The 22,748-nt window shown below is 54.7% G+C and carries 21 protein-coding genes and 2 pseudogenes; 11 read left to right on the top strand and 12 right to left on the bottom strand.

Going from position 1 to position 22,748, the window contains the following annotated elements; translation table 11 throughout:
* Positions 1-52 precede the first annotated feature (52 nt).
* From ACYZTR_RS17360 to ACYZTR_RS17340, 5 genes are all read right to left on the bottom strand, one after another.
* Complete coding sequence (locus ACYZTR_RS17360) at positions 53-454, bottom strand: hypothetical protein (protein ID WP_461972806.1); 402 nt, start codon at positions 452-454, stop codon at positions 53-55.
* A gap of 388 nt (positions 455-842) precedes the next feature.
* Positions 843-1,100 (bottom strand): hypothetical protein, encoded by a 258-nt coding sequence (locus ACYZTR_RS17355; RefSeq protein ID WP_461972804.1) that lies wholly within the window; start codon positions 1,098-1,100, stop codon positions 843-845.
* A complete protein-coding gene (locus ACYZTR_RS17350) occupies positions 1,094-1,228 on the bottom strand; it encodes a hypothetical protein (RefSeq protein WP_461972803.1) in 135 nt (44 codons plus the stop codon). The genes ACYZTR_RS17355 and ACYZTR_RS17350 overlap by 7 nt, the downstream gene beginning before the upstream one ends.
* 139 nt (positions 1,229-1,367) lie before the next feature.
* Positions 1,368-2,024 carry a DUF2931 family protein gene (locus tag ACYZTR_RS17345; RefSeq protein WP_461972801.1) on the bottom strand — a complete coding sequence of 219 codons (657 nt, stop codon included), beginning with the start codon at positions 2,022-2,024 and terminating at the stop codon, positions 1,368-1,370.
* Entirely contained in the window at positions 2,024-3,565 is a 1,542-nt protein-coding gene (locus tag ACYZTR_RS17340) for a DUF2235 domain-containing protein (protein ID WP_461972800.1), read from the bottom strand. Before ACYZTR_RS17340 ends, ACYZTR_RS17345 begins: the two co-directional genes overlap by 1 nt.
* Before the next feature lie 478 nt (positions 3,566-4,043).
* Here ACYZTR_RS17340 and ACYZTR_RS17335 point away from each other — a divergent pair, with 478 nt between their 5' ends.
* Positions 4,044-4,403 carry a DUF6124 family protein gene (locus ACYZTR_RS17335; RefSeq protein WP_461972798.1) on the top strand — a complete coding sequence of 120 codons (360 nt, stop codon included), beginning with the start codon at positions 4,044-4,046 and terminating at the stop codon, positions 4,401-4,403.
* A 284-nt stretch (positions 4,404-4,687) separates the two neighbouring features.
* On the top strand, positions 4,688-5,068 hold the full coding sequence (locus tag ACYZTR_RS17330) for a RidA family protein (protein ID WP_461972796.1): 381 nt from the start codon (positions 4,688-4,690) through the stop codon (positions 5,066-5,068).
* 74 nt (positions 5,069-5,142) lie between these two features.
* Here the strand turns inward: ACYZTR_RS17330 and ACYZTR_RS17325 are convergent.
* A pseudogene (locus tag ACYZTR_RS17325) lies at positions 5,143-5,457 on the bottom strand (aldehyde dehydrogenase (NADP(+))); the annotation flags it as partial.
* Here ACYZTR_RS17325 and ACYZTR_RS17320 point away from each other — a divergent pair.
* Entirely contained in the window at positions 5,422-5,574 is a 153-nt protein-coding gene (locus ACYZTR_RS17320) for a hypothetical protein (protein ID WP_461972794.1), read from the top strand. The pseudogene ACYZTR_RS17325 and the gene ACYZTR_RS17320 overlap by 36 nt on opposite strands.
* Before the next feature lie 91 nt (positions 5,575-5,665).
* On the opposite strand, the gene ACYZTR_RS17315 is transcribed toward ACYZTR_RS17320, so the two are convergent.
* Positions 5,666-7,951 carry an Orn/Lys/Arg family decarboxylase gene (locus tag ACYZTR_RS17315; protein WP_461972792.1) on the bottom strand — a complete coding sequence of 762 codons (2,286 nt, stop codon included), beginning with the start codon at positions 7,949-7,951 and terminating at the stop codon, positions 5,666-5,668.
* Positions 7,948-9,357, bottom strand: coding sequence for a putrescine-ornithine antiporter (gene potE, locus ACYZTR_RS17310; RefSeq protein WP_461972790.1), 1,410 nt, complete (start codon positions 9,355-9,357; stop codon positions 7,948-7,950). The genes ACYZTR_RS17315 and potE overlap by 4 nt, the downstream gene beginning before the upstream one ends.
* A gap of 178 nt (positions 9,358-9,535) precedes the next feature.
* On the opposite strand from potE, the gene ACYZTR_RS17305 reads away from it, so the two are divergent.
* Entirely contained in the window at positions 9,536-9,871 is a 336-nt protein-coding gene (locus ACYZTR_RS17305; RefSeq protein ID WP_461979778.1) for a hypothetical protein, read from the top strand.
* Positions 9,872-9,971: 100 nt separating this feature from the next.
* Here ACYZTR_RS17305 and ACYZTR_RS17300 read toward each other — a convergent pair whose 3' ends face one another.
* The gene (locus ACYZTR_RS17300; RefSeq protein WP_461972788.1) at positions 9,972-10,688 is read right to left on the bottom strand and encodes a glycosyltransferase family 25 protein; all 717 of its coding nucleotides are present in this window, start codon (positions 10,686-10,688) and stop codon (positions 9,972-9,974) included.
* A 432-nt stretch (positions 10,689-11,120) separates the two neighbouring features.
* Here ACYZTR_RS17300 and ACYZTR_RS17295 point away from each other — a divergent pair, with 432 nt between their 5' ends.
* Positions 11,121-11,774, top strand: coding sequence for a peroxiredoxin (locus ACYZTR_RS17295; RefSeq protein WP_461972786.1), 654 nt, complete (start codon positions 11,121-11,123; stop codon positions 11,772-11,774).
* 3 nt (positions 11,775-11,777) lie between these two features.
* Here the strand turns inward: ACYZTR_RS17295 and ACYZTR_RS17290 are convergent.
* Positions 11,778-11,906: pseudogene (locus ACYZTR_RS17290) on the bottom strand (cytochrome C); the annotation flags it as partial.
* A gap of 310 nt (positions 11,907-12,216) precedes the next feature.
* Between ACYZTR_RS17290 and ACYZTR_RS17285 the strand changes: the two are divergent.
* From ACYZTR_RS17285 to ACYZTR_RS17265, 5 genes are all read left to right on the top strand, one after another.
* Positions 12,217-12,702, top strand: a complete 486-nt coding sequence (locus ACYZTR_RS17285; RefSeq protein WP_461972784.1) for a hypothetical protein — start codon at positions 12,217-12,219, stop codon at positions 12,700-12,702.
* Between the two features lie 384 nt (positions 12,703-13,086).
* Positions 13,087-13,644, top strand: a complete 558-nt coding sequence (locus tag ACYZTR_RS17280) for a polysaccharide biosynthesis/export family protein (RefSeq protein WP_461972782.1) — start codon at positions 13,087-13,089, stop codon at positions 13,642-13,644.
* Positions 13,645-13,730: 86 nt separating this feature from the next.
* A complete protein-coding gene (locus ACYZTR_RS17275; protein WP_461979776.1) occupies positions 13,731-14,786 on the top strand; it encodes a hypothetical protein in 1,056 nt (351 codons plus the stop codon).
* A gap of 20 nt (positions 14,787-14,806) precedes the next feature.
* Complete coding sequence (locus ACYZTR_RS17270) at positions 14,807-16,375, top strand: GumC family protein (RefSeq protein WP_461972780.1); 1,569 nt, start codon at positions 14,807-14,809, stop codon at positions 16,373-16,375.
* Between the two features lie 68 nt (positions 16,376-16,443).
* Positions 16,444-17,175 (top strand): CpsD/CapB family tyrosine-protein kinase, encoded by a 732-nt coding sequence (locus ACYZTR_RS17265; RefSeq protein ID WP_461979774.1) that lies wholly within the window; start codon positions 16,444-16,446, stop codon positions 17,173-17,175.
* Positions 17,176-17,219: 44 nt separating this feature from the next.
* Here the strand turns inward: ACYZTR_RS17265 and galE are convergent, their stop codons facing one another.
* A complete protein-coding gene (gene galE / locus ACYZTR_RS17260; RefSeq protein ID WP_461972778.1) occupies positions 17,220-18,197 on the bottom strand; it encodes a UDP-glucose 4-epimerase GalE in 978 nt (325 codons plus the stop codon).
* Positions 18,198-18,397: 200 nt separating this feature from the next.
* Between galE and ACYZTR_RS17255 the strand changes: the two genes are divergently transcribed.
* Positions 18,398-20,044, top strand: coding sequence for a phosphoethanolamine transferase (locus ACYZTR_RS17255; protein WP_461972776.1), 1,647 nt, complete (start codon positions 18,398-18,400; stop codon positions 20,042-20,044).
* Positions 20,045-20,119: 75 nt separating this feature from the next.
* Here the strand turns inward: ACYZTR_RS17255 and ACYZTR_RS17250 are convergent, their stop codons facing one another.
* Positions 20,120-22,744, bottom strand: coding sequence for a glycosyl hydrolase family 5 (locus ACYZTR_RS17250; protein ID WP_461972774.1), 2,625 nt, complete (start codon positions 22,742-22,744; stop codon positions 20,120-20,122).
* Positions 22,745-22,748 lie beyond the last annotated feature (4 nt).

The following is a 22,748-nucleotide window of genomic DNA, read 5'->3' as shown; positions in this document are numbered from 1 at the left end:
CGGCCCAAACTCTGCGTATGACCGCTGATCCTGTTTCGTTGCGGGGCTGATTTCACGCGTCGCGCAACAAGTCGTTGGCATTGAGCAGCGCATAGGCAATTTCCGGGCGCCGCTCAAGACCGCGGCGAATCGCGGCAGGGATCGACTGACGGGTTTTGCGGCATAGCCCCGGCTGATCGCCGAGATTGATACCGATACCGCGCATGGTTCGTACTTCGTTGAATCCGGGAACGATGCTCACGCTGATGCCCAACTGCTCGTACATCCGCTGTTGCAGACGCTCGAGGTCACTCAGGCTCTGGAGGTTTTCCAGGCGTTCGATCAGGCGCTTTTCCTCTGAACGGGTCAGAAACAGAATGCGCACGTCCGCCCCCGGTGTTTCCAGCAGCGGGTCACGCCCGCAGTCGCAGGCGCCGGGCGGGCAGGGTGGGCGAATCGGAAGCGTGGTCGTCATGGGCTTCAATCATAGAGTGCTCCGCTCGGGTTTGCCCATAGAGTTTCTTGCCCTTCTGGCGAACGGGTCACGCCGCGTCCAGGCTTAATAATCAGCCTTGATACCGGGGCGCTACCACTGATCAACCGGGTTTTCCGGAATGCAGCGCGGTGTATCACTGGAACCTGAAGCCGGGCATCAAGGACTCGATCTTCACCTTCGCACCGGGTAAAGGCGATGTGGCGTTTCCTTTGAAGAAAGCCAGTGATCAGGAAGGGGAATGACATGAACAGGACTATGTCGTGGAGCCTGTTGTTATCGCTCGCAACCACCTCGGTACTGACGTTGAGCCTGGTCACTGATGTGGATGCCCGACCCCAGCGCGCACAAGGGCACGCCAGGGCATCGGTCAATCGTCCGCCGACGCCACTGCCCAACTGGCGCAGCGCGTCAACACCGGCAATACCACGCTACGAGCGGCCAGGTCAATGCGGGGAATCGGGCTAACGCTGGCAACAGGGTCAATGCTGGAGATCGGGTCAACGCCGGAAACACGGTCGGCAACTGAACCAACATCAACAACAGCACCCGTAACGTCAACATCGACAACAGTCGCGACGTCGACATCGACGGGCGTGGCCGCTATGGCTGCGACAATCACTACCATTCGATCGCCACGGCGGCGGCTGTCACCGCAACGGTCGCGGTGACCGCGGCGGTAGTCGGGTCCATCTTCACGCCTGCGCAACTGCCCACCAGTTGCGTGCAAGTCATCCAATACAACACGGCGTACATGCAATGCGGTTCAACCGGGTATCAACCGCAGTATCAGGGCAGCGATGTGACTTATGTCGTGGTCAATGCGCCTTGAGTCGGGGGGCACCCAAGTACAGCGACCTGGCTGCGATTCTTCAGAGCAAGAAAATTTTGACACTCACCAGCTGCCGTAAGGTACTCCGAATTGTTCGATGTAGCGCTTGGATTTTTCACTCACCGGGTAAGCATAGCGGCCTTCATTCTTGCCTTGATCAGGTCCCAATGGCTCGATCTCCGCTTGGGTTCGTGCCACTTTAACGGGGCGGTGACATGAGTCTCTGACCCATACCTGCACCACGCCGCCTGGGGCTAAGCCCAAGTAGATCGACGCCATAAACCGGGCTTCCTGTTCAGATGTTTGCGGGCAGCGCTGAGCGGTGGATGATGCCATCAGTTGTCGGGCTTCCTCGGGAATGTCCACCCATGCACGCCAGGTTTTTTGCTCAACGATGGATTGCCATCGAACAAATACACGTATTGGCAAATCGGCGCCAACGACTGTTTTCCCGCTGCCACCGACCGCCACCCAGCCACGGGCGGACTCATTGCCGTCTTCAGGTTCACCGCCGGCAGCGCTACCTCCGCCGGTTCTGAAAAAGACCTTGCCGGTGATGTCTTGCACTGAGCTGTCCTCTACCCACACCTTCATATAGTTGGGTTCAGTAAACGCGAGCTCCCACCATTGCGACTTGGGGTCGTTTTTTGCTGAAAGCGGGTCGGCAGACTGACAGCCGGCGATGAGCAGGATGCCCAGTAGCGTGATGAGTCGTTTCATTACCAAAGCGTCCAGTCAGGTACATGAGGGTGTTGCACGCGAATCGCGTCCTGCGTGGGGGCATTGATGTAAACAGCCTTTAGACCGCTACCATCGTTTCTACCCAAAGGGTGGTTCCAATTGGCGGACGTGTGGATGTACTTCAGTTTGAGCAACTGTTCTTCTTGCGGTGTGGTGCTGTAGTCGCCTGCGACAAACCTGCCACACAGGGCCTGAAGTTCTTGCGGAACTGCGAATTCAGAAGTGTCCTGAATATCGTTAAACCGAACGCCTTTTTCTTTCGCCAACTGATGCATCACCCTCAGGTACACGAGTGAAAGCTTACCGCTCACCGGACGCTTTAGCTGCAATGCGGCATAGATACGTTTTATGCCCGGACTGAGCTGGTCTTGCTGCTCTTGTGGCACTTCGAACGCGGTGGGTGTGACGATCTCCAAATAACCAGACGGCCATCCTTTGGCTAGCCATTGGCTTTTTACATTCGCGGCGTCGCGGTAGATCGAGGTGGTGACGACGTTGGTATTTACCGGCACTTCCAAGGCTTGCATTGGACTGACCAACACACATTCTTGTGCTTCGTCGAGGTAGCCGCCACCGATGTCCGAGTGGACGCCGGGCACTGTAATTTCCGGGAAAGCGGGTTTGATTCGACTGAGTGCAAAGTTGGCTCGGCATTCATCACGCGCTACCAATTGGATGACGTCAGTGAAAAAACGACGATCGAGGTAGAGTTTGATGCCTGTCGCGATGGGGCTTTTGATATTCCCTAAATTGGACCAGCCGGCGATCGATGGCACGCTATCGAACAGGCCGATAAAGCCCATGTTGATGCCGCTTTTGTATTGGTCAATGAAAGTCGAACTAAAGGCTTTGGGATTGCCGCGCAGAACATCGCCTAAAGGACCTTGGTTCCCGCGCACGATTTCATTGGCAAAATGCCGAGCGGCTGCGGCACCGCGGCTGAAACCGAATGTGTCGAAGGTCAGAGATGTAATCTCACTGTCGGGGTGAGCGACCAGCAAGTCTTGAATACGCTGTTTGATCTGTGAAAACGATAGTTGAACGCGCCCCGCAACGCCGGTATCACCTCGGCCCGCACCTTGGCCCATCAAGTTGTCTTTTTCACCCGATAGGGTGCCTATACCCTCGATATAAAGGCTGCGAAAAGCCTGTTTTTGCGGGCCTTCACCTTCCGCTTGCTGAGGTGCGTAGTAAAGGTCGCTCAGCTTTTTCACGTTGCTGGCATCGTTGCCATAGCTACTGTCTGGGTCGGCCATGAACGGCTTGCAACTGGCGTCAATGTCTTTGGGTGAAATGGGGTGATGGGCACCACAAAGGATGCCTGCGGCGGTATTGTTGGCGTTGTTGCCGGTACCATCAAAAAACACGCCGATCCGTAAGGCTATGCCGGTTTTCTGTGGCGCAGATGCGGGTTCTTTACCGTGTTTTTCGTATTCCGCCCAGCGTCGGGCGTGTATATCGACGGGTTTGGCTTCTTCGTAACGATAGTTTTTAGGCGGGTTGGGTACGTAGCCACTCATTCCTTGATTCCTTGGACCTGATCCTTGATTAACGCGCGCAGGGTGACACTCGGGGTGCAGGGAATCAACGGATGGCACATTGCCTCAATTTAAACGCATTTCCGCTTATTCAACATCGCCGAAGGGTGCTTGTTTAAGCGCCCTCAAGGTTACTTCCTGAAAGCTACAAGACCTTGCGCCGTTGCCTACGGTTACGTCAGAATCCGCCGGCTTGTGCGCCTTGGGTCTAGGTTCTATCGTTTCCGGGTCGTTGCCAATTCAGCGACCAGGCTTGGAACCCTGACGAATAAACGGCGCATGACGCCCTTCATGACATTTGTTTGCACGCTTTTAAGTGTGTACTCCGTTATGGCAGCTGTGCGCGGGAGACCTTAGGGTCTGCCGGGTTCCGTTTACCCCGGGTTCCAACCTGCGTACAGCTGCCTCCCTTCGCTTGGAACCGAATGGTGCAGCTTTAACTCGTAGACGGAGAGTTGCCATGTTCAAGGTTACACCGAACCCGCCGGACACCGATCCGGCGTCCCCGTACGAACCCGATTCAAACAAACTCAACGAAGCCGCCGAGCGAGCTCTCGATTACCACTTCTCGTCGATAGCCGACATCAAAGCCACCCCGCGAACACGCAGCACCCTGTTTTCCGTGGACGCAGAGGCCACGACCGAAACCCTGGCGGTGTATCTGGTCGAAACCCTGGCCTCGGTTGATGTGATGGTCCACGAGTTGGTGGACCGCTTGGATGGTGGCTCGCGCTATTCCCTGTTGGGCATTTCCAATAGCGTCATGCTGGCTGAAATCACGGCAAACCGATTGCTGGATCTGATCGACCCACCTGAATAGGTGCGTTCTGCTGTCGTGAGTGGGTAACTGACGTTGGGTTGGGCGGTTGTTCCTTTTGGGAGCCGCTGCACGGCCCATCGGGACGGTGCGGCGGTCCGACAAGGTCCTCGCCGCAGGTTACTCGGCGCTGGTTGTATCTGCTCACCGCATCTTTGGGCTTGCCTTTGAAGGGGGCGGCTTGGGGTATCGCGTTTTCGTTCGCATTGGGGTTTATCTCAGCCCTAAACACTAAATAGCGGAGCGTATACTCGACAGCCTCTTTACCCCCTCAAGCAAGAGTCCCCATGGCAAACCACGACATCACCTTCCTCCCCGACCCTGATCAGGAATCCATCTCCTCCGACGTCGCCGGTTTCGGCGGCCTGCTGGTCTCCACTCAGATCCCCACCCGCGCCGACGGCAGTCTGGAGTTGGGCGGCATCATCGAGCAGAGCGAGTGCACCCTGCAGGCGCTCAAGGTTGCACTGGAGCACGCCGGCAGTTCCATGGACCGGGTTCTGCATCTGACCATCTACCTCACCGACATGGCCGACCGCGCCGCTTTCAACGAGGTCTACCAGCGCTTCTTCGCCAAGCCCTGGCCGGTTCGCGCCGCCGTTGGCGTGGCCGCCCTGGCGGTCGAAGGCATGCGCGTGGAAGTCACCGCGATGGCGGCCAAGGGCTGAATCTTTGTCTGCGGTCAGCAACGCTGGCCAAATCCAGTTCGGCAGGGATTCAGTCATGCCGAACCGGGTAGCGTTTATTGACCGTCTACGAGGCGAGGCAGTCCCCAGGGATTAACCTCACGCAATGATTCGGGCAGTAGCGCATCAGGAAAACCCAGGTAGAACACCAGGCGCAAAAAGCGTTCAATCGAGGTCATGCCAACCGAGGTAAAGCGGCTGTCCGATGTGGCCGGAAACGGTCCACCGTGAATGGTGGCGAAAGTCACCTCCTGTGGATGTGCGAAGGTGTTGACGACGATACGCCCGGTGCGCCGCTCCAGGACCGAAAGCAAGCGGTGTGCCAGTGGCATATCGTGCTCATCAAGGTGCATGGCGGCGCTGAGCTGGCCTCCGATCTGGTTCGTGGGCGCACCCTGCTGCCGGCGTCCGATGCGCCTGTCGGTCTGGTCCAGGATTGGGAAACCCGTCAGCGATCATCATTGCCAGGGCGCAATGTCAGGGTTTAACCCCGACGGGTTAATCGCTTGGGAGAAGACACATAAAACGGGCGCCTCAGGGCGCCCGTTTTTTTACTTCGCAGCCCATACTGGCGCTAGCTCATTTCAACACCAGCAAGCGATAAACCCCACCCTCGCTTTCGATCCCGTGGGTGTCATGGGTGAAACCCGGGAAGGATTTGTCGAAGCTTTCCAGCGCCTTGAGATAGGCCAGCAACGATCCGCCCGCTGGCCCTGCGTTTTCGCCCGGCATCAGCAGTGGAATGCCGGGTGGGTAGGGCACGATCCCGGTCGCGGCGACACGCCCGGCGGCTTCTTCCAGTGTGACCCGTTCGATTTCGTTCTTGACCAGCTTTTCGTAGGCTTGCGCTGGGCTGAATTCGGCTTGTGGAAGCACGCCAAACGCCTGGGCCATGTTGGCGGTGGTTTTGTGTTTCTTCATGGCGGCGAAGATATCGTCGGCCAGGTCCTTGAGGCCCATGCCGGCGTAGCGCTGCTGGTTGGCGCTGAGAAGGTCGGGCAGGCACAGCTCAAGGTCGACGTTGTCGTCATAGTCACGTTTGAAGTCGAGCAGCGCGTTGACCAGGGTGCCCCATTTGCCTTTGGTGATGCCAATAGAGAACAGGAACAGAATGGTGAAGTCGGTGGTTTTCTCGACGACGATGCCCTGACGTCCGAGGTACGCCGTGAGCACGCAGGCGGGGATGCCCGAGTCGAGCAGGTTGCCGTCGTCGCCCATGCCGGGGCTCAGCACCGAGACCTTGATCGGGTCGAGCATGCAGTAGCCTTCTTCGATGTCACCGAAACCGTGCCACACCTCGTTGGGATGAAGCACCCAGCAGTTCGGCTCGGTTTTCAACAGCACCGGATCTACTTCATGGAACGGCACTGATACCGCGCCAACCTGTACCGACGGTGACTGCCAGCACGTGAAGAACCACTCGTCCTTGCTCAGCATCTCGTTGTGCATGCGCGAGATGACCTGGCGGAAGCTGATGGCTTCTTCGATGGATTCGGTGGTCAGAATCTGGCCGCTGGGCGCTTCCATCATCGCCGAGCTGACGTCGCAGGAGGCCATGATCGCGTAGTTGGGCGATGTCGAGGCGTGCATCATGAACGACTCGTTGAAACGCCCGTGATGGATCGGGTTACGGCCGTTGCGCACGTGAATCATCGATGCCTGGGACAGGGCGGCCAGTAACTTATGCGTCGATTGAGTGGCGAACACGGTCGGCTTCGAGTCATCGTGATCGTCCGGACTGCCGTGCATGGCGAAGCGCTCGCGATACAACGGGTTGAAACGCGCATAACCGTACCAGGCTTCATCGAAATGCAGACGGTCGACGCTCTGGCCCAGCAGCTCTTCGACGCGGGTGACGTTGTAAGTCAGGCCGTCGTAGGTGGAGTTGGTGATGATGGCGTGGATCGGTGTCGGGTCGATCCCTTTCTTGACCAAGGGGTTGTTGGCGATGGCGGCTTTGACGCCGTCGCTGCTCAGGGTTTGCGGCAGGATCGGGCCGATGATGCCGTAGCGATTGCGGGTCGGCACCAGGTACGTCGGAATGGCCCCGGACAGGGTCATCGCGTGCTCGGCGGATTTGTGGCAATTGCGGTCGCACAGGGCAATCTGATTGCGTGTGACGCTGGCCATGAGGATGACGCGGTTGGAGGTCGACGAGCCGTTGGTGACGTAATAGGTACGGTGCGCGCCGAAGACCTTGGCGGCGTAGCGCTCGCCCTGGCCGATGGGGCCGCTGTGATCGAGCAGCGAACCGAGTTCGCCGACCGAAATCGACAGGTCGGAACGTAACAGGTTTTCTCCGAAGAACTCGTAGAATGCCCGGCCCGCCGTACTCTTGAGAAACGCCGTGCCGCCAGCATGGCCGGGGGTGTGCCACGAGTATTCATAGGTCCGGGAAAACTTCACCAGCGCCCCGAACATGGGGGGCAGCGCGGCTTGGCGATAGCGTTCGATGGCCGCCAGGATGCGCCCGCTGAGGAAGCGACTGGTGTCCTCGGGTAGCCAGATGAAGTCATCGGCGTGTTGCATGACCACCAGCGGAATGCTCGACGCGGTGCTGCGGTCGCTGATCAAAAAGACCGGCACCCGAGTGTTGCGCTCGCGCAGGCTGACCAGCAGTTTGATGCATTCCTCGTGGCCTTCGCTTTTGTCCATTTCCCAGCTGAGCATTACGCATTGAATGGCCGGGTCCGAACGCAGGATCGACGTGGCGTCGCTCAAGGTTTCCGACGCCAGTACCCGGACGGCCCGTTCTTCCACATCGTTGACCAACTGATTCAGCGCGCGACCAAAGACGGTGCGTTTGTCCGGCGGGCTGCTGACCAACAGCGTGAGCATCCCGAGCGTATGTCTATGTTCCGTCATGATTGAACCTCCACTGTGACTGCTTGCAAGTTGTTGACCGGCACCGGTTTGCCCGTGATGTGCTGAGCGCTGACGGTCTGCGTCGGTACGCTGTTATTGAGCGCCTCGAGGCGGATCAAGCGGTTGTTGACGAAGCCGAACAGCGTGTAACCGAAAATGGTCGCCACTCCGCCGAGCATCAGGGCTTGCTCGCCCGAACTGTAGAGCGCCAGGTAGCTATAAAACGCCGCCACCCACGCAATGATGTTGGTGGCCAGCGCCTTGCCTGCCGGTACGTTGGACACCTTCTGCATGGTCATCAAGGCGGCCATGGACAGGATGTACGGCACCAGGTTGGTCACCACCGCGAGGTTGACGAGGGTGTCGAACTGCTTGCTCAGGTCCGGGCTGATGGTGAGAAAGCCCAGCGCCGTCTGCGCGGCCAGCAGCACCAACATGCCGACAATCGGCGTTCCGGCCTTGTTTGACTTGGCGAAGATCGACAGGAAGTAACCGGTGTCCGCCGAGCTTTTGAACACCTGAGCAATGGTGAACTGCCAACCCAGCAACGAACCGATGCAGGCGAGTACCATCGCGGCCATCACAATGTCGCCGACCAACGGGGTGAACATCTTGGCGAAGACCAGACCGAAGGGGGCGGTGGAGGCGGCCAGTGCAGGGTTATCGACAATACCGGCGATGACGTTGGTGGAGACGATGTAGATCACCGCCGCGCCGAGGGTGCCGCCAAGTACCGCAATGGGTACGTTCTTCTCTGGATTTTCCACGGCATCGGTGTTGGCGCACGCGGACTCAAGACCCAGGAATGCCCACAAGGTGATCGCCACCGAAGCGCCTGCAGCTTCGAACCAGCCCATGTTGTGCGGGTTCCAGCCGGCGGCGTAGACACTGCTGTCGAACCAGTACCAGCCAACGGTGGACACCAGCACCACTGGTGCAATTACACCCCAAACTGTGATCGCACCGATCCGGCCGGTAATCCGTGCGCCGCCGAAGTTGGCGAACGTGGTGATCCACAGCAGAGCGATGGTCGCCAGACCCACTTGCAGCGAATCAAGCTTGATGTGGAACAGTTCCTGGATGTAGCCGACCGCCGTAATACTGATCGCCACATTGGCAATCAACAGCGAGAGCCCATAGGTGTAGTTCGTGATGTAGTTGCCCGCCTTGCCAAAGGTGTACTCGGCATAGCCGCCCATGCCCCCGGTCTTTCGGCTAAGCATCCCGCAGCGCGCAAAGGCATAGGCCAGCGCCAGGGAGCCGGTGGCTGTGATCAGCCAGGAAAGAATGGAAATACCGCCGACTTCGGCGAGTTTTGTGGGTAGCAGCACAATGCCTGAGCCCAACATGTTGACGGCTGTCAACATCGTCAGCTGGCCCACCGTCATTTTCTTTGCAACTGACATTCCGTTGCCTCACTGAATGCATTGAGAAGAGTTAGCTATAGCAAAGGATTGAAGTGCCGCAAGAAATGTCCGCAAGGCACTGAGAAAAACAGGCTATAGCTCACTTAAGGCATTTTGCTGGCCCCGAAGTTTAAAACTTTTGACCAAAATCAATTTATTTTCAGTTGGTTGGGATCGAATGCAAATGCGGAATGTGATGGTTGCGCTGATTTCGTTAGGCCTGGCGAGCGTTGCCGCCTCTGTCCAGGCCAAAGAACTGGCATCGAATGATCGTTACCTCTGCAGCTGGGGCGCAGGAACCGCGGCGAGAGCCCAGGAACTCAAACTGTCCGGGGTTTCACTGTATGCAGCACGGCAGAAGTTACACACCTACAAGTTCAGCAAGTCGTGGATGCACATGATGGCAATGGGCATTACCGAGCAGACCTATGACAGTCGTTCGCGGATGAAGCCCGCAGCCCTGCGCGAGAGTTTTTATGAGGAATGTGTCCGGTATAAGTTGGCGCGCAAATGACGAGTGCGGTCCGCTTCCATCACCCGGACACGGCTCCTGCGCGGTGCCGGGCTGGGTAAATACATTAGACCTTCCCTAAGGAAAGAGAAGTAACAAAAAACTATCGAGTTCTTCTCAGGTTTTTTGCCTTTAACCTCCTAAGCATATCCATTACCGGCCGCAGGAGAGGCGTCCTGTCAAAGAGGGAAAGTTCGTGCAGATCCGTCCGTGAGGGCCTTTGATAGCCAAAATTCCAGGTGAAATAGTAAGCCAGAATCTCTTTATTTTTTTGAATAAGCGTATTGAGAGCAGCGTCATAATGCATCGGACCTCCGTCAGGATGTCCCGGCGGCCGCTCCAGAATCTGGAATAAAAAATCCCTCAATTTCCCAAAGCTTTTCCCATTTACAGCATAGAAATGGGACAAATGTATGGGTCGGTCGACTACCTTCCAATCGGGCAAGTTTGAATTTCCTTCAAACGGATGCCCAAAATAGACGATGTCCCACTCCATACCTTCCAGAGACTCGATGGCCTGTCTCCCATACTCGCAAATGCGTCTGGAAAACTGTATGTCGTCCTCCATGATCAAGATATTTTTCAACTTCAGGCGCATTGCCTCTTCCAGCACCCCCAAATGGCTCAAAAAGCAGCCTCTGGCCCCGACGCTCGGGAAGCCATTTCCCTCACTGGGCGTAACAGCCTCAAAAAAGCCTATTTTTTCATCATCAATGTGAAAGCCGTAGCGAGCGAATTCTTCTACTGTTTCTATACGGCGATCCTGTCTTGACGAGATGTTGATGATTCTTGCTCCATCAAAATAGTCGATCACATTCATCTGTCAGGTCCTCAGCGCAGACAATCAGGGCGGTTGGATTGGGGAGCTCGCAGAATTCGGAAAAAATCGTACGCTAGGCACTGCCGACAGGCGGCAATCCCTTACGTCTTCTGGGTGTGTCCGATTGAAGTACACCTCATCAACCAGGCGCCAGGCGGTTCACTCGCGCAGCGTCAGAGCAGGGCCACTTTCTGCATTTCCTGACGGCTCGGCGTCAATTTCCATGACCTCAACCTGACAGGCTGAATGCTTAGCGATTTTGTCCGTTTTCTCTATCGACCCGGATTGCAGTATAGGCAGCATTTTCGGATGAAGATTTGGTCTTGTAAATCGGCGCGCGACCCTTCGGCGGGGTGCAGAGCGAGGTCTTCAAGGTCTCCTATACTGGTTCGTTCCAAGAGTTTCCTGCCCTTCACAACGAGGAGAACGCACATGACCATTCGTATTGGCGACGAAGCACCGGATTTCACCGCCGAAAGTACCGAAGGCGCGCTCCATTTCCACGAATGGATCGGCGACAAGTGGGCCATCCTGTTCTCGCATCCGAAGGACTTCACCCCAGTCTGCACCACTGAACTCGGTTACATGGCCGGGCTCAAGCCAGAGTTCGACAAACGCAACACCAAGATTGTCGGCCTCAGCGTCGACCCCGTCGGTAACCATCAGACCTGGGCCAAAGACATCGAAGAGACCCAGGGTCATGCGATTAACTACCCCATGATTGGTGACGATAACCTGGTGGTGGCCAAGCTCTACGACATGATTCACCCGAATGCCAGTGGGGGCGCTCGTACTGCCGTCGACAACGCCACGGTGCGGTCGGTGTTTATTGTCGGCCCGGATAAGAAGATCAAGGCGATGCTGGTCTACCCGATGAGTGCCGGGCGCAACTTCGATGAAGTGTTACGGCTGCTCGACGCTATTCAGCTGAACGCCAAGCACACTGTCGCTACCCCGGTGAACTGGCGTCCGGGTCAGGACGTGATCATTCCCACGTCAGTATCCGACGAGGACGCCAGGAAGAAATACCCGGACGGCTTCAAGACGGTGAAACCTTATTTGCGCACGGTGGCGCAACCGAAGTAACGGTCAGTCATTCATCCCGTCTTCAATCGCGATGCCTTTTACGCGCATTGCCTTGATCAGCTCGGCGCGGGTGCCAGGGAAATCGAGCAGGGTTTCCTGGCGCAGCGCCGAGACTTCTTCGGCGCTGGAAGGCAGCTGCGCATTGTTTGAAGAACGTTGCCGACAGTGCTTCGTCGCCCGGTGCAGGGCGCTGCGCCGGGTCGGAGGCGAGCGTCCTGTTGCGGCTAATGCCCAAGCGAGAAGCTATTTCATGCTAATAGATTCTCATGATTGACGTGCTTGTCGTGTCGCTATTTTGACGCCACTCTCCGTACAATTAAATTTCGATTTATTATGGTGACGAGCCATTGACGTAATGGCGATGTGCACATACGCTCATTTTAGCCGATTCAGATTTCTTCAACCGACAAAAGAATAACCCCCTGCGCAAGGAGGCGGTGTTATGCGCCCAACACTTGTCATTAAATTTGTGTTGTTTTCTGTGATTCTCAATGGTGCGGCCGTTGCTAGTGTTCATGCGACTAGTTTGCCCAATGAAATTAGTCGCATAAGTAAAACTTGCGAAGCGGTAGGCTCTCAACTTGGCAAGGCTCTCGAAGAGCACCCGAGTGGCGCGCCGTTAACGGTTGGAAGTGGCCTGCGGTTGGCTTCTTCGTTAGCCGCTATTTTGGATGATGACCAGCCTAACAGCAGGATGGATTCTGGCTCGGGGGCAGGCAGTACCGTCAATACTTTTTCGTGCGACGGTTTAATGGCGGCGCCTACCAGTGAGCCGTTAGTGGGGCTGGATGTTCAGGATAAAGAGTTGGTTGGGGGATCTGATTCTTATATCAATCAACCGAATGCCGTACCGCTTCAGGCAGCAGCATGGTTGTTTTCTTCCGCGTTGTTTGGCTTTATTGTGGTCGCCAACCGGCGGAAGATATAGGGGGAGTTTTTTTACGGATGATTGCCTTTCTTGCAATGATGCTTAGTTTGTAATTATTGATGCCGGTTAGTTGTGCTGGTATCGGCAGCGATAATAGGTTCGCCGTGTTTCAGCCGAGTCAGCTCTAACTGGCATGATGTAGTTAATTTTGGCGCGGTAAGCATTGGGGCGATTTGTTTAATCCAAGCTATTGTTAAATAACGTTTTTCTGCTGTAATGGGTGCCCTGTTGGTTGCGGGTGAGTTGCGTTGGCGGAATGGGCCGCCCAGACGCTCCAGGTGATTGTTGTTTAGTCGTTTCTTTGGGGTGAAATTAGGATAGAGTGATTTGGCTCGGTTTTTTGTTCTAAACTCCTTGCATGGCTACTTAGGCGGAGGGATTCCGATGTTCCGTTCATTGATACCTGTGCTCTGCACGCTGGCCGTTTGGCCCAGCCTTTCCAGTGCCGTCGAAAAAACCCCGGTTTACCTGTTGAATCCGGGTGATTTACTCTCTGTATCCGTTTGGGGTGAAGACAAGCTAAATAAGGAGTTGCGTGTACTTCCCGATGGCAGCATTACCTTCCCGTTGGCAGGGAAAGTCGATGTGGAAGGGCTTGATTCCACAGCAGCCGAGCAGAAAATAGCGACCAAACTTGAAAAGTTCATACCCGATCCGCAGGTGAGCGTTGTCATCACGAACCCCGCAGGCAATCTAGTCTACGTGCAAGGCAAAGTGGTGAAACCGGGCACAGTGCCGATGTCAGGTCTCACTACTGTGCTGCAAGCATTGAGCCTGTCGGGTGGGCTCGACAAATTCGCCGACAAGGATGAAATCAAGGTCGTGCGACCTAATGGGGATAAACAAGAGATCCTGCACGTCAACTACAGCGAGTTGATGTCAGGGGATGACATGTCTACCAATTTTCCACTTAAGGCCGGCGATACGCTGGTCGTGCCATAGCCTTGCGCGATGCACTAGGGATTACTTTGATTGGATTTCGAACGACCGGGGTTGCTACGGCAATCCTGGCTTTGTCGTATTCGCACATGGCCTATGCTGCCACGTGGAAATCAGCAATAGCGATACCTTCGACGGTTGAGTACGACAGCAACCCGACGCTTCTTACGAGTGGTGAGAAGGGGGTGACCCGTACCATCATCGCCCCCGATTACAGCCTCGTGGGTACTTCCGGGCGGGATGAGTTCCAATTCGGTCTCGGGTTAAATATCGTGCGTTCGTCGGATACGTCCATCGTTTCGGACCGAGAAGACCCCAGATTAAAGTTAGGGTGGCAGCGCGAGACCGAAACGGGTGCTTTTGGGCTGACGGCGAGATATGAAGAAAACTCTACGCTTTCCACGGTGGTTCAGGAAACCGGCGTAGTTGCCTCCGATGGCACGCAAAAGATGTATTTGCTGGGCGGCAACTGGAGCACTGCTCTCAGCGAGCGAAGTACCCTGGTTAACGAGACTGACTACACTCATGTCACTTACGATGTTGATTCACTGACCGACTATGACGAGCTGGCGACCCGCTTTAGCTGGAACTATGCATGGAGTGAGCAGGTCGAGCTGTTCACCCGTTTTAGCGTGAGGCGCTATGAGCCGGAGGAGGGGGCTGCGGTGGGTTCCTCAAACAGCTACACCCCCACGGCGGGCTTGAATTTCCAATTTTCCGAGCGGTTTAAGGGGACAGTCTACGCGGGTCTCAATCAAGTCTCCGGCACAGGTAGCGGCCCCAAAGGCCAGGGCGGTATTGCGTTGCAATATGCCGGTGAGCGTATTGATACCAGCATCGACGCCAGTCGTAGCACTCTCGCCAGCGGGGACGGTGGTTTCGTCGAGGTTGATGCCCTGAGGGGTACATGGAGTTATGCCGTCGACGAGACCCGACGCCTCGGTTTCGATGCCTCCTGGCAAGACGCCAAAGGCCAGACGCCTAATACCCTGCAAAATTACAGTGCCTGGTTTAGCCAAGAACTCTCGCCTTTTTGGATTGCGCGCCTATCCTACACATACAAACAACGCCAGCAAGATGGCTTGCCGGATGCCACTGCAAACGTCGTCGGGTTGACGGTGACTTATAGTTATCCCGGTCTCTGAAATTCAGCTGTGTGAGAAATATGACCTCTGAATACGAAATGTCGTTCAACGACTACATAGCTATCATCAAGCACCATGCGCTGCTGTTGATCCTGAGTTTCGTGGTCATACTCGGCGTGTGCGTAGCGGTTGCGATCTCTCTCCCGCCTACCTATGAGTCATCCGGCACGATTCTGGTGGAGTCTCAGCAGATTTCGCCCGACCTGGTGGCGGCCAACAACAATACCTTTGCCGATGAGCGCATCGAAGTCATTCGCCAGCGCGTGATGACCCGTGAACATCTGGAAGGGATCATCGACAAATACAATCTTTTTGCTTCGCAAAGCCGGCAACTGAGCGTTACCGAGAAGATCGATGAAATGCGCAATGCGATTACAGTCTCTCTGGTCAGTGCTGTCATCAAGGGGCGCGGAGAGGTGACGATTGCTTTCCGTCTTGGCTTTGAGCATAGGCAGCCAGAGATTGCGAATAAAGTTGCCAACGAGCTGGTAACGCTGTTTCTGGATGAAAACATCAAGCAGCGCACCGAACGCGCCAGTGAAACCACAGAGTTTCTGACGCAGGAGGCGGACAAACTCAGGGTGGAACTGGAAGCGCTGGAGAACCGGTTGGCGGACTTCAAACAGGCACACAGCAACGCGCTGCCCGAGCATCAGGAGCTGCGCATGAATATGTTGTCGCGCGCCGAAACCGAGCTTAAAGAGGTCGACCGTGACTACAAAACTGCCCGTGAGGAGTTGCGCTTCAATGAGTTGGAGCTTTCCGCCGCGAATGCCGGGCTAGCGACCAAGCCTGGAGCACCCGGTGCGGCAGTTGATAAACCACAGGATCTGGGTAGCCTCAAAGCGGAGTACACCAGGTTGCTGTTGCTGTATACGGAAGCCCACCCCGACGTGCGTGCCGTCAAACGCAAAATTGCTGCACTTCGGGCTGGCAAAGGTGTTGGTGCTGGTGGTGCAGTGGCTTCGGTCAGTCTGGACGTTGCAAAGGCCCAGGCGCGGATCTTCGCAGCAGAAGCACGTATCAAGTCGCTGGCCGATCAAAAGCAGGAAATACTCAGAAAAATAGCCGACTACGAGGCGCAAATTCTTGAGACGCCGCAAATCGAGCGCGGCTTGGTCACGGTGATGCGTGACCATGATAACGCTCGTAAAAAATATGAGGAGATTCGCACCAAGGAAATGAGTGCGAAAATTTCCGAAAGCCTGGAACAGGAAAACAAAGCCGAGCGTTTTGTTGTTCTGGAGTTACCGCTGATTCCCGAAAAGCCGGTACGGCCGAACCGCAAAAAAGTGATTGCCATGGGTTTCGTGCTTGCCCCAGTGGGTGCTGGCGCACTGGTGATGCTCCTCGAGATGTTGAGTCAGCGTGTGCGCGGTGCCCAGGTCTTGGCCAGCGTGCTGGGTAGACGCGTACTGGTTTCCATTCCCTACATTCACACCAAGGCTGAACTGGCACGCCGCAGGAAGTGGCGAGCGCTGTTGATTGTCTGTGGAGTCGCGATAGTCGCGATCGTTCTGGTGCTCCTGCACTTCCTCTACATGCCTCTGGATCTTCTGATGTTTAAAGCTCTGGGCCGGTTTGCATAAGGAATATAGCCATGGAAATAATCAAGTCCGATACCGAAAAAGCCGAGCAACAGACCTCGTCAAAAGCCATGACACCGACCGCGCAGTCCACAGGATTGAATGCGCTCAGTTATGTGCAAACCAAGGTTGTACCTTTGCGGCCAGCTCACCTTGAGCGCAACCGCATTGTGGCTTACAACAAGAATTCGAATATGGGCGGGGCTTTCGATCTGCTGCGTACACAAGTTCTAAAAATCATGGAAGAAAATGGCTGGCGCACGCTCGCCATCACCTCGCCGACTCCGGAGGCAGGCAAGACGGTGGTGGCTATAAACCTGGCAATGAGTATCGCGCATCACACGACCAAGACGGCGTTGCTGGTGGACTTCGACTTGCGTCGTCCGAAGGTGGGTGAGTATCTGGGTCTGCCGATGGATAAATCGCTTAATGAATTGTTGGCAGATGAAGCTGATCTGCAAGATGTACTGGTCAATCCGACCTTGCCGCGCTTTGTGGTGCTGCCGACGCGTGAGCCGATTCCTCTTTCCACCGAGGTGCTGTCATCGCCCGCAGTGAGTCATTTGATTGCTGATCTGCGCGAGCGCTACAACTCTCGCATCGTGATTTTCGACTTGCCGCCGTTGTTGAGTTCAGATGATGTGATTAACGTCCTGTCCAAGTTCGACTGCGTTCTGCTCGTGGTCGCTAATGGATTGAACAGCAAGAAAGAGATCGAGGAAAGCCTGCATCATCTTGGGACAGCCAATCTGATTGGCACGGTGTTAAACAAAGCCGAGCCCGAAAACCGCTCTTACTACTAGAGCGTCACCCTCAGGAAATCGGCGCTATTGGCAAGCGCCGACTTTCATTGCCAAGGGTTCTTCTGCTCCCAGCTCCAGGCGTGCGCCACTATCTGTTCAAGTGAGCCAAATTGCGGTTGCCAGCCAAGTAATGAGTTGGCCCTGCGGGGATCGGCCACAAGGCGTGGTGGATCGCCAGCGCGGCGTGGCGCTTCGCTGACAGCGATATCCCGGCCAGTCACGTTGCGCGCGGTATTTATCACTTGCTGTACTGAGAACCCTTGACCGTTACCGAGGTTAAACGCCGTGCTTGCGCCTCCGGCCAGTAGATAGTCCACGGCAAGTGCGTGAGCTGCAACGAGATCGACAACGTGGACGTAGTCGCGAATGCAAGTGCCGTCAGGCGTGTCGTAATCACGCCCATAGACGGTGATGGTTGCGCGGCGTCCGGAGGCTGCTTGCAGGATCAGGGGCAGCAAGTGGGTTTCCGGTTCATGGCGTTCACCTAACTGTCCTTCTGGGTCTGCTCCGGCGGCGTTGAAGTAGCGCAGGCAGACCGATTTCAGTCCATATGCGCGGTCGAAATCTTCAAGCATCTGCTCCACCATCCACTTGCTGCGTCCATAAGGGTTGATCGCGGCCTTGGGATGCTCCTCGTCGATTGGTACATACACCGGGTCACCATAGACGGCGGCAGTCGAGGAGAAAATGAAGTTTTTTACTCCCGCACGAACCATGGCCTGTAGCAGGGTCAGCGTGGCGGCCAAATTGTTTTGGTAATACTTGGCAGGTTCAGTCACGGATTCGCCCACCTGTATAAAAGAGGCGAAATGGAACACGGCATCAAAGTGCTGTGCGGCCAACAACACGTCCAGGGCTTGCGCGTCGGCTATGTCTAGTTCGACCAATTTTCCACCCGCCAAGGCGCTGCGGTGGCCGGTGGAAAAATTGTCTGCCACCACCACGTCGTGACCTGCACGCAGTAGCTGTTTGACCATGTGCGAGCCGATATAACCCGCGCCACCCACCACCAAAAATTTCATCCTGATCTCCGATTTCCTGGACACTATTGCTGTGCAAGCACAGATTGCAACGTCAGTGCGATCCGCCTGACCATTAATAGCCGAGACTCGCTACGTTTGGAACGCCAAAGGAGAGAATATTTTGAACAAGATACAGCGTGCGCGCCAATTAGAGCTACCCTTGAGGAGGTATATGGGGATCTTGCGAGAACAATTATAAAATGAAAAATTCCGCCATAATTACTGATTACTCAGTAACAATATTAAAGGCAGAATGGCCAAATTTAGTATTGTGGTCATATCTGTTATCGCCTTTGATTGTCAGATTGCTGGCAAACTATCAATATTCTAAAATTGATTTATTGGTCTTTTATACCATTAGTATGTCGGTGTTGTGGCTTTTGGCAATTAGATTTATTTCAGCCAATCAATTCAAAGCTCACATCATTCTATTGCCATTCTATTTGGCAGCAACTGTTGATCTCTTTTTGGTTTTAAATTTCAACTCGAGATTAACAGCTGCCTATATGTTTATTGGCCTGACAAACCATAAGGAGGCAAGCGAGTTTCTACCGACCTACTGGCGGTCCATCAGTATCGTTTTGGTGATTTTCATATTTTGCTACGGGGCTGGATTAATAGGCCTGCATAAGCGGAAATTATATAAAAACAAAGGTATTTTTGTTCTGGTTGTTAGCGCCTTGCTAGTGGGGTATGGGGCGTATTTTTATAAAACCGTCAAAGTTAATTCTTTCGGGAAATCTGCAGTCATGGATCTCCTTGCTAAAGATCAAAGCACGCCAATAGGTTATTTATCGCAAATTGCCCTTACTGCAGACTTGTATTTGGGGACGGAGAAGCTTATCAAGCGCCGTCGAGAATCTGATGTAAAAATAACCAGCCTGTCGAATCAATCAAATATAGAAACCATTGTTTTTGTGATCGGTGAGTCATCACGGCCGCACAACTGGTCCCTCTACGGTTATAACAAGGAAACAACCCCAAATCTCGGTAAGCAGGCGGGGATTTTCAAGTTTAATAATATCTGCACGACAGCCCCCTATACCTCGTTCGCGGTTCCTTCAATGCTGAGCCTTGAGCCTATATGGGATTGGGACGCCATTGCGTCAACAAAATCATTGGTGAGTATATATCGCGCAGCTGGATACATGACCTATTGGTTGTCTGCTCAGGAAGTTGATAGTTTTGGTGGAATAATTCCACAAATAGCTGCAGAGGCACAATACCGTCAATATTTTGAGAGAAGCTATGATGGAGCTTTGATTTCAGAATATGAAAAAATATTAAAGAAAAGCGATACAGAAAAGAAAGCCATATTCATTCATGTCAAGGGTAGCCATTTCGAGTATTCACGCCGATACCCCGAACATTTCGATAAATTCAAGCCATCAACCAACAGCTTCAAAGACAGAATTACCGCAGAGTATGATAATACTATTTTATATACGGACTGGCTATTAAGCACCATTATTGATCAATTGAAGTCAAGCAAAAAACCATCTGTCTTGGTTTATTCATCGGATCATGGTGAAAACATGATGGATGACCGCCGAGGGCTCTTGGGTCATGGAATTGGCAATAAATATGACCTCCCTGTTTCGGCATTTATCTGGGCATCCAATAATATTTCAAGCCAGCAATCGCTCAAGCTTTTAAAGCTGAAGGAAAGAGAGAGTCAGAAAATCAGCATCTCATCCTTGCCACATACTCTTCTAAATATCACAGGGGTTTTCACGAGTAAGTATAAAAGTTCGGATGATTTATTAAGTGATGATTTTGTATCGTCGAAATGTCCACACATGCTCGGCGCAGGCTATGTTCCATCGTTTGATTTTGACACCTATTAAGCAACCCTCGGGCTAGTTATTGGCTCGCCGGCGTGCGTGATGATGCTGTATTGGCAGGGGTCGGCTGCGCGTCGCCTAAGGTTGAGCTTGCGTGACGCCTTTTTTCAAAAACAACCAGTTCGACGCCTGCAAGCCGTCGAACTTGATTGCATAGCGGCCATCAAAGTAGGTCGCGGGCAGCTTCTTCATTTGTCCCAAAATGCCGTGGGTGAACAGTGTCAAGCCTTGCGGCGCCTGGATGGTTAGCGTGCCCTCGAGCGGCTCAACGTAAAAAGGTACTTTTTCGTCGTCTTGGGGGATGGCACGGGTGCCTAACGAAATCAGTAAATCCTGCGATCGGCCCACAGGCGCGTCGTCCAGACTCTGCACCACCACACTGGCGTTGGCGGTCTTCACTTGAACCTGAATGTTGCCAAGGCTGATCGACTCACCGCCGATCCAGCCGGTAGCGGCCTGGGTACGCGGTGTATTGATGGTGTAGATGCCTTGTTTCCAGTTGCGCTTTAGCTCACCCGTGTCTGTCGTGGACTCGCTGGCATTGGCGTCCAGCAGCGACTGGTCAGGGTCATGAAATTCCTGTGCATTGCTTGGGATAACGCTCTGTTGCAACCAAGGCAATTCCGACGTCTGTGGCATCGCGATTTCCAGCTTGCCTTTCTCCATGGCTGTGCGCAGTAGAGCAGAGTTGGCCGGTGTGATCATTTGGTTGAACAGGGTGCTTGGCGTCGGCGCGAAGACGTAGGTCGTTGTTGCTTCGCGAACGTCTGCACGGCGATAAAGCAAGGCGGCGGCGGGCAGAGTGGCCAGCATTGCAGGGTCGTTATAGGCGTGCCAGTTGTCGGCACTCATCCCTTCGCCCCCCAGTGGTTCCTGGCTGTAGGCATATTGCATCAGTGCATCCCAGCCTTGGTGGCGGGCGGTGCCGGCGATATAGAGTGGCAGCGAGTGACGATCTGGTGTCGGGAAGGGCTCATTGTTCCACTCGGTGACGGTCAAGGGTTTGCCGGTGACCTGGCCGGCGGCAATCCAATTCACTATGCCCTCGCTGTAGAGCGGGTTTTTCTCTATCTGTCCCGAGCCCCCGTAGCTATGAACGTCGATTACGTCGCCGGCGGTAAGGGCCGGCAGGGAGTTCAGGCTATCGCCGCCCCAGCTACTGGTCGTGGCGATGGGGACCTTCACGCCTATCCCACGCAGGTGTTGAATCATGTCGACGTTGAAACGTCGCTCCAGATCATTAAGGAACAACTTGGAGGGGCCAGGCTCCCAGGCGCGCCAGGTCTGGTCTGCAGATAGATTGTGCTGGTTGGCAAAGGCCTCGGCCTCCGCCATGTAGATTTTGTTGTGCTTTGGTACGTTCTTGTCTGGCAATAGGGCGTTGCCAAAGTGGCGGGTGACGTCGTTTTCGTTGGTAATCAGTACGGCGGCGATCGCCGGGTCGTCTTTGTAGGCGAGACCGGTATAGCTGTTTACATGGGTCATGTAGGCTTCGGTAAAGCGCTTCATGGCTTTTTGAATGGTGAGATTCACATAGGAATAGCCCTTTAGATAGGCAAAATTTTGCTCTTCTTTTGGCAATTCATCGAAGCCATAAATGTTGTCGTTTTCTGTAAAGACTCGCTGGACGTGCATATCAAGCCACACATAAATGCCTTCGTCTTTCAGGCATTTGATCCACCAGTCGATTTTTTTCAGCGATTCCGGGCTCAGTTGCTGGGTGTTACGCGTGACCCTGCCGTCGCCAAAGATGTTCGGGAAGACCCATGGCGAGTCATGGTGGTGCAGTCGTACGAGATTGAAGCCCAGTGCCGACAGGCGTTTGGCCTGCAGCTTGATTGCATCGTCTGGCGTGAGGAAGAGCGTGTAGGCCGAAAGGTTGGTGCCCCAGAAACGTGCCGCAGTGTTGTCCGCAAATAGCAATTGCTCGCCGGAGGCTTTGATGAAGCCGCGCTTGCCTGCAGGTTTTTCCTGAGCGTTGAGAAAGGACAGGTCGACCGGCGAGGTTTTCCTGTCGAGCTTGTCAGTCGGCCAGCTCTTTGGGTCCGACAGCCCGAAACGCTCGGTATTGGTTGGGCCGACCGCCACATCGCCAGAAACGCTCAAGGTGGCTGTGAAATCCTGGCGCCCAGGTTTGATGGTGTTCTTGTAGAAAAAAGCGCGCACCTCGGATTTACCGCCCGGTTCAAAGTACACACTCGCCAGGGCGGGCTCGAAGCGCATTTCGATGCGTCGCCCTTGCGCATTCCCCCAGGACCAGCCGCGGTTGCCGGGTAGCAAAGTGGGTTCGCCCATTTCTCCAGCGAAAAGGGCGGGGTCGAACGTGAAGACGATGCCGCCACCTGACACGCCCGACTTCATGCTGTGTGCATCCAGGACAAAGTTCCAGGTCAGCTTTTGCTCGTCTTGCTTCTGAATCTGCGCAGTCAAGTCGAAATCCAGCGCTTTGTTTTTGCCTGCAAGGGAGTATCGATAAGGGGTGTTTACCTTGAATTCGGTCTGCAAATACGTCCAGTCCCAGTTCCTCCCAAAGAACGAGAATGTCGTAGCAACTACCGGACTGCCACCACGCACCAGCATTGGCAGGCCGTTGCGCTCATCCACACTGACGACCCAGTCCAACGCCCAGGTCCTGAACGGCCAAACGCCAAGGCACAGGAGAACGAGGAGCAGCATAGGAGTGCGACGAAACAGAGTAGTCATTGGC

The organism is Pseudomonas sp. Hz4, assembly GCF_054898165.1.
This window is presented reverse-complemented; position numbering and strand designations above follow the sequence as displayed.

What these genes read in the sequence shown, in the direction of transcription:
- ACYZTR_RS17265 (WP_461979774.1), top strand. Translation starts at nt 16,444, where the DNA reads ATGACACCGACCGCGCAGTCCACAGGATTGAATGCGCTCAGTTATGTG.
- ACYZTR_RS17295 (WP_461972786.1), top strand. Translation starts at nt 11,121, where the DNA reads ATGACCATTCGTATTGGCGACGAAGCACCGGATTTCACCGCCGAAAGT.
- galE (WP_461972778.1), bottom strand. Translation starts at nt 18,197, where the DNA reads ATGAAATTTTTGGTGGTGGGTGGCGCGGGTTATATCGGCTCGCACATG.
- potE (WP_461972790.1), bottom strand. Translation starts at nt 9,357, where the DNA reads ATGTCAGTTGCAAAGAAAATGACGGTGGGCCAGCTGACGATGTTGACA.
- ACYZTR_RS17300 (WP_461972788.1), bottom strand. Translation starts at nt 10,688, where the DNA reads ATGAATGTGATCGACTATTTTGATGGAGCAAGAATCATCAACATCTCG.
- ACYZTR_RS17330 (WP_461972796.1), top strand. Translation starts at nt 4,688, where the DNA reads ATGGCAAACCACGACATCACCTTCCTCCCCGACCCTGATCAGGAATCC.
- ACYZTR_RS17355 (WP_461972804.1), bottom strand. Translation starts at nt 1,100, where the DNA reads ATGGTAGTGATTGTCGCAGCCATAGCGGCCACGCCCGTCGATGTCGAC.
- ACYZTR_RS17315 (WP_461972792.1), bottom strand. Translation starts at nt 7,951, where the DNA reads ATGACGGAACATAGACATACGCTCGGGATGCTCACGCTGTTGGTCAGC.
- ACYZTR_RS17270 (WP_461972780.1), top strand. Translation starts at nt 14,807, where the DNA reads ATGACCTCTGAATACGAAATGTCGTTCAACGACTACATAGCTATCATC.
- ACYZTR_RS17350 (WP_461972803.1), bottom strand. Translation starts at nt 1,228, where the DNA reads ATGTACGCCGTGTTGTATTGGATGACTTGCACGCAACTGGTGGGCAGT.
- ACYZTR_RS17340 (WP_461972800.1), bottom strand. Translation starts at nt 3,565, where the DNA reads ATGAGTGGCTACGTACCCAACCCGCCTAAAAACTATCGTTACGAAGAA.
- ACYZTR_RS17305 (WP_461979778.1), top strand. Translation starts at nt 9,536, where the DNA reads ATGCAAATGCGGAATGTGATGGTTGCGCTGATTTCGTTAGGCCTGGCG.
- ACYZTR_RS17255 (WP_461972776.1), top strand. Translation starts at nt 18,398, where the DNA reads ATGAAAAATTCCGCCATAATTACTGATTACTCAGTAACAATATTAAAG.
- ACYZTR_RS17250 (WP_461972774.1), bottom strand. Translation starts at nt 22,744, where the DNA reads ATGACTACTCTGTTTCGTCGCACTCCTATGCTGCTCCTCGTTCTCCTG.
- ACYZTR_RS17335 (WP_461972798.1), top strand. Translation starts at nt 4,044, where the DNA reads ATGTTCAAGGTTACACCGAACCCGCCGGACACCGATCCGGCGTCCCCG.
- ACYZTR_RS17360 (WP_461972806.1), bottom strand. Translation starts at nt 454, where the DNA reads ATGACGACCACGCTTCCGATTCGCCCACCCTGCCCGCCCGGCGCCTGC.
- ACYZTR_RS17285 (WP_461972784.1), top strand. Translation starts at nt 12,217, where the DNA reads ATGCGCCCAACACTTGTCATTAAATTTGTGTTGTTTTCTGTGATTCTC.
- ACYZTR_RS17280 (WP_461972782.1), top strand. Translation starts at nt 13,087, where the DNA reads ATGTTCCGTTCATTGATACCTGTGCTCTGCACGCTGGCCGTTTGGCCC.
- ACYZTR_RS17345 (WP_461972801.1), bottom strand. Translation starts at nt 2,024, where the DNA reads ATGAAACGACTCATCACGCTACTGGGCATCCTGCTCATCGCCGGCTGT.
- ACYZTR_RS17275 (WP_461979776.1), top strand. Translation starts at nt 13,731, where the DNA reads ATGGCCTATGCTGCCACGTGGAAATCAGCAATAGCGATACCTTCGACG.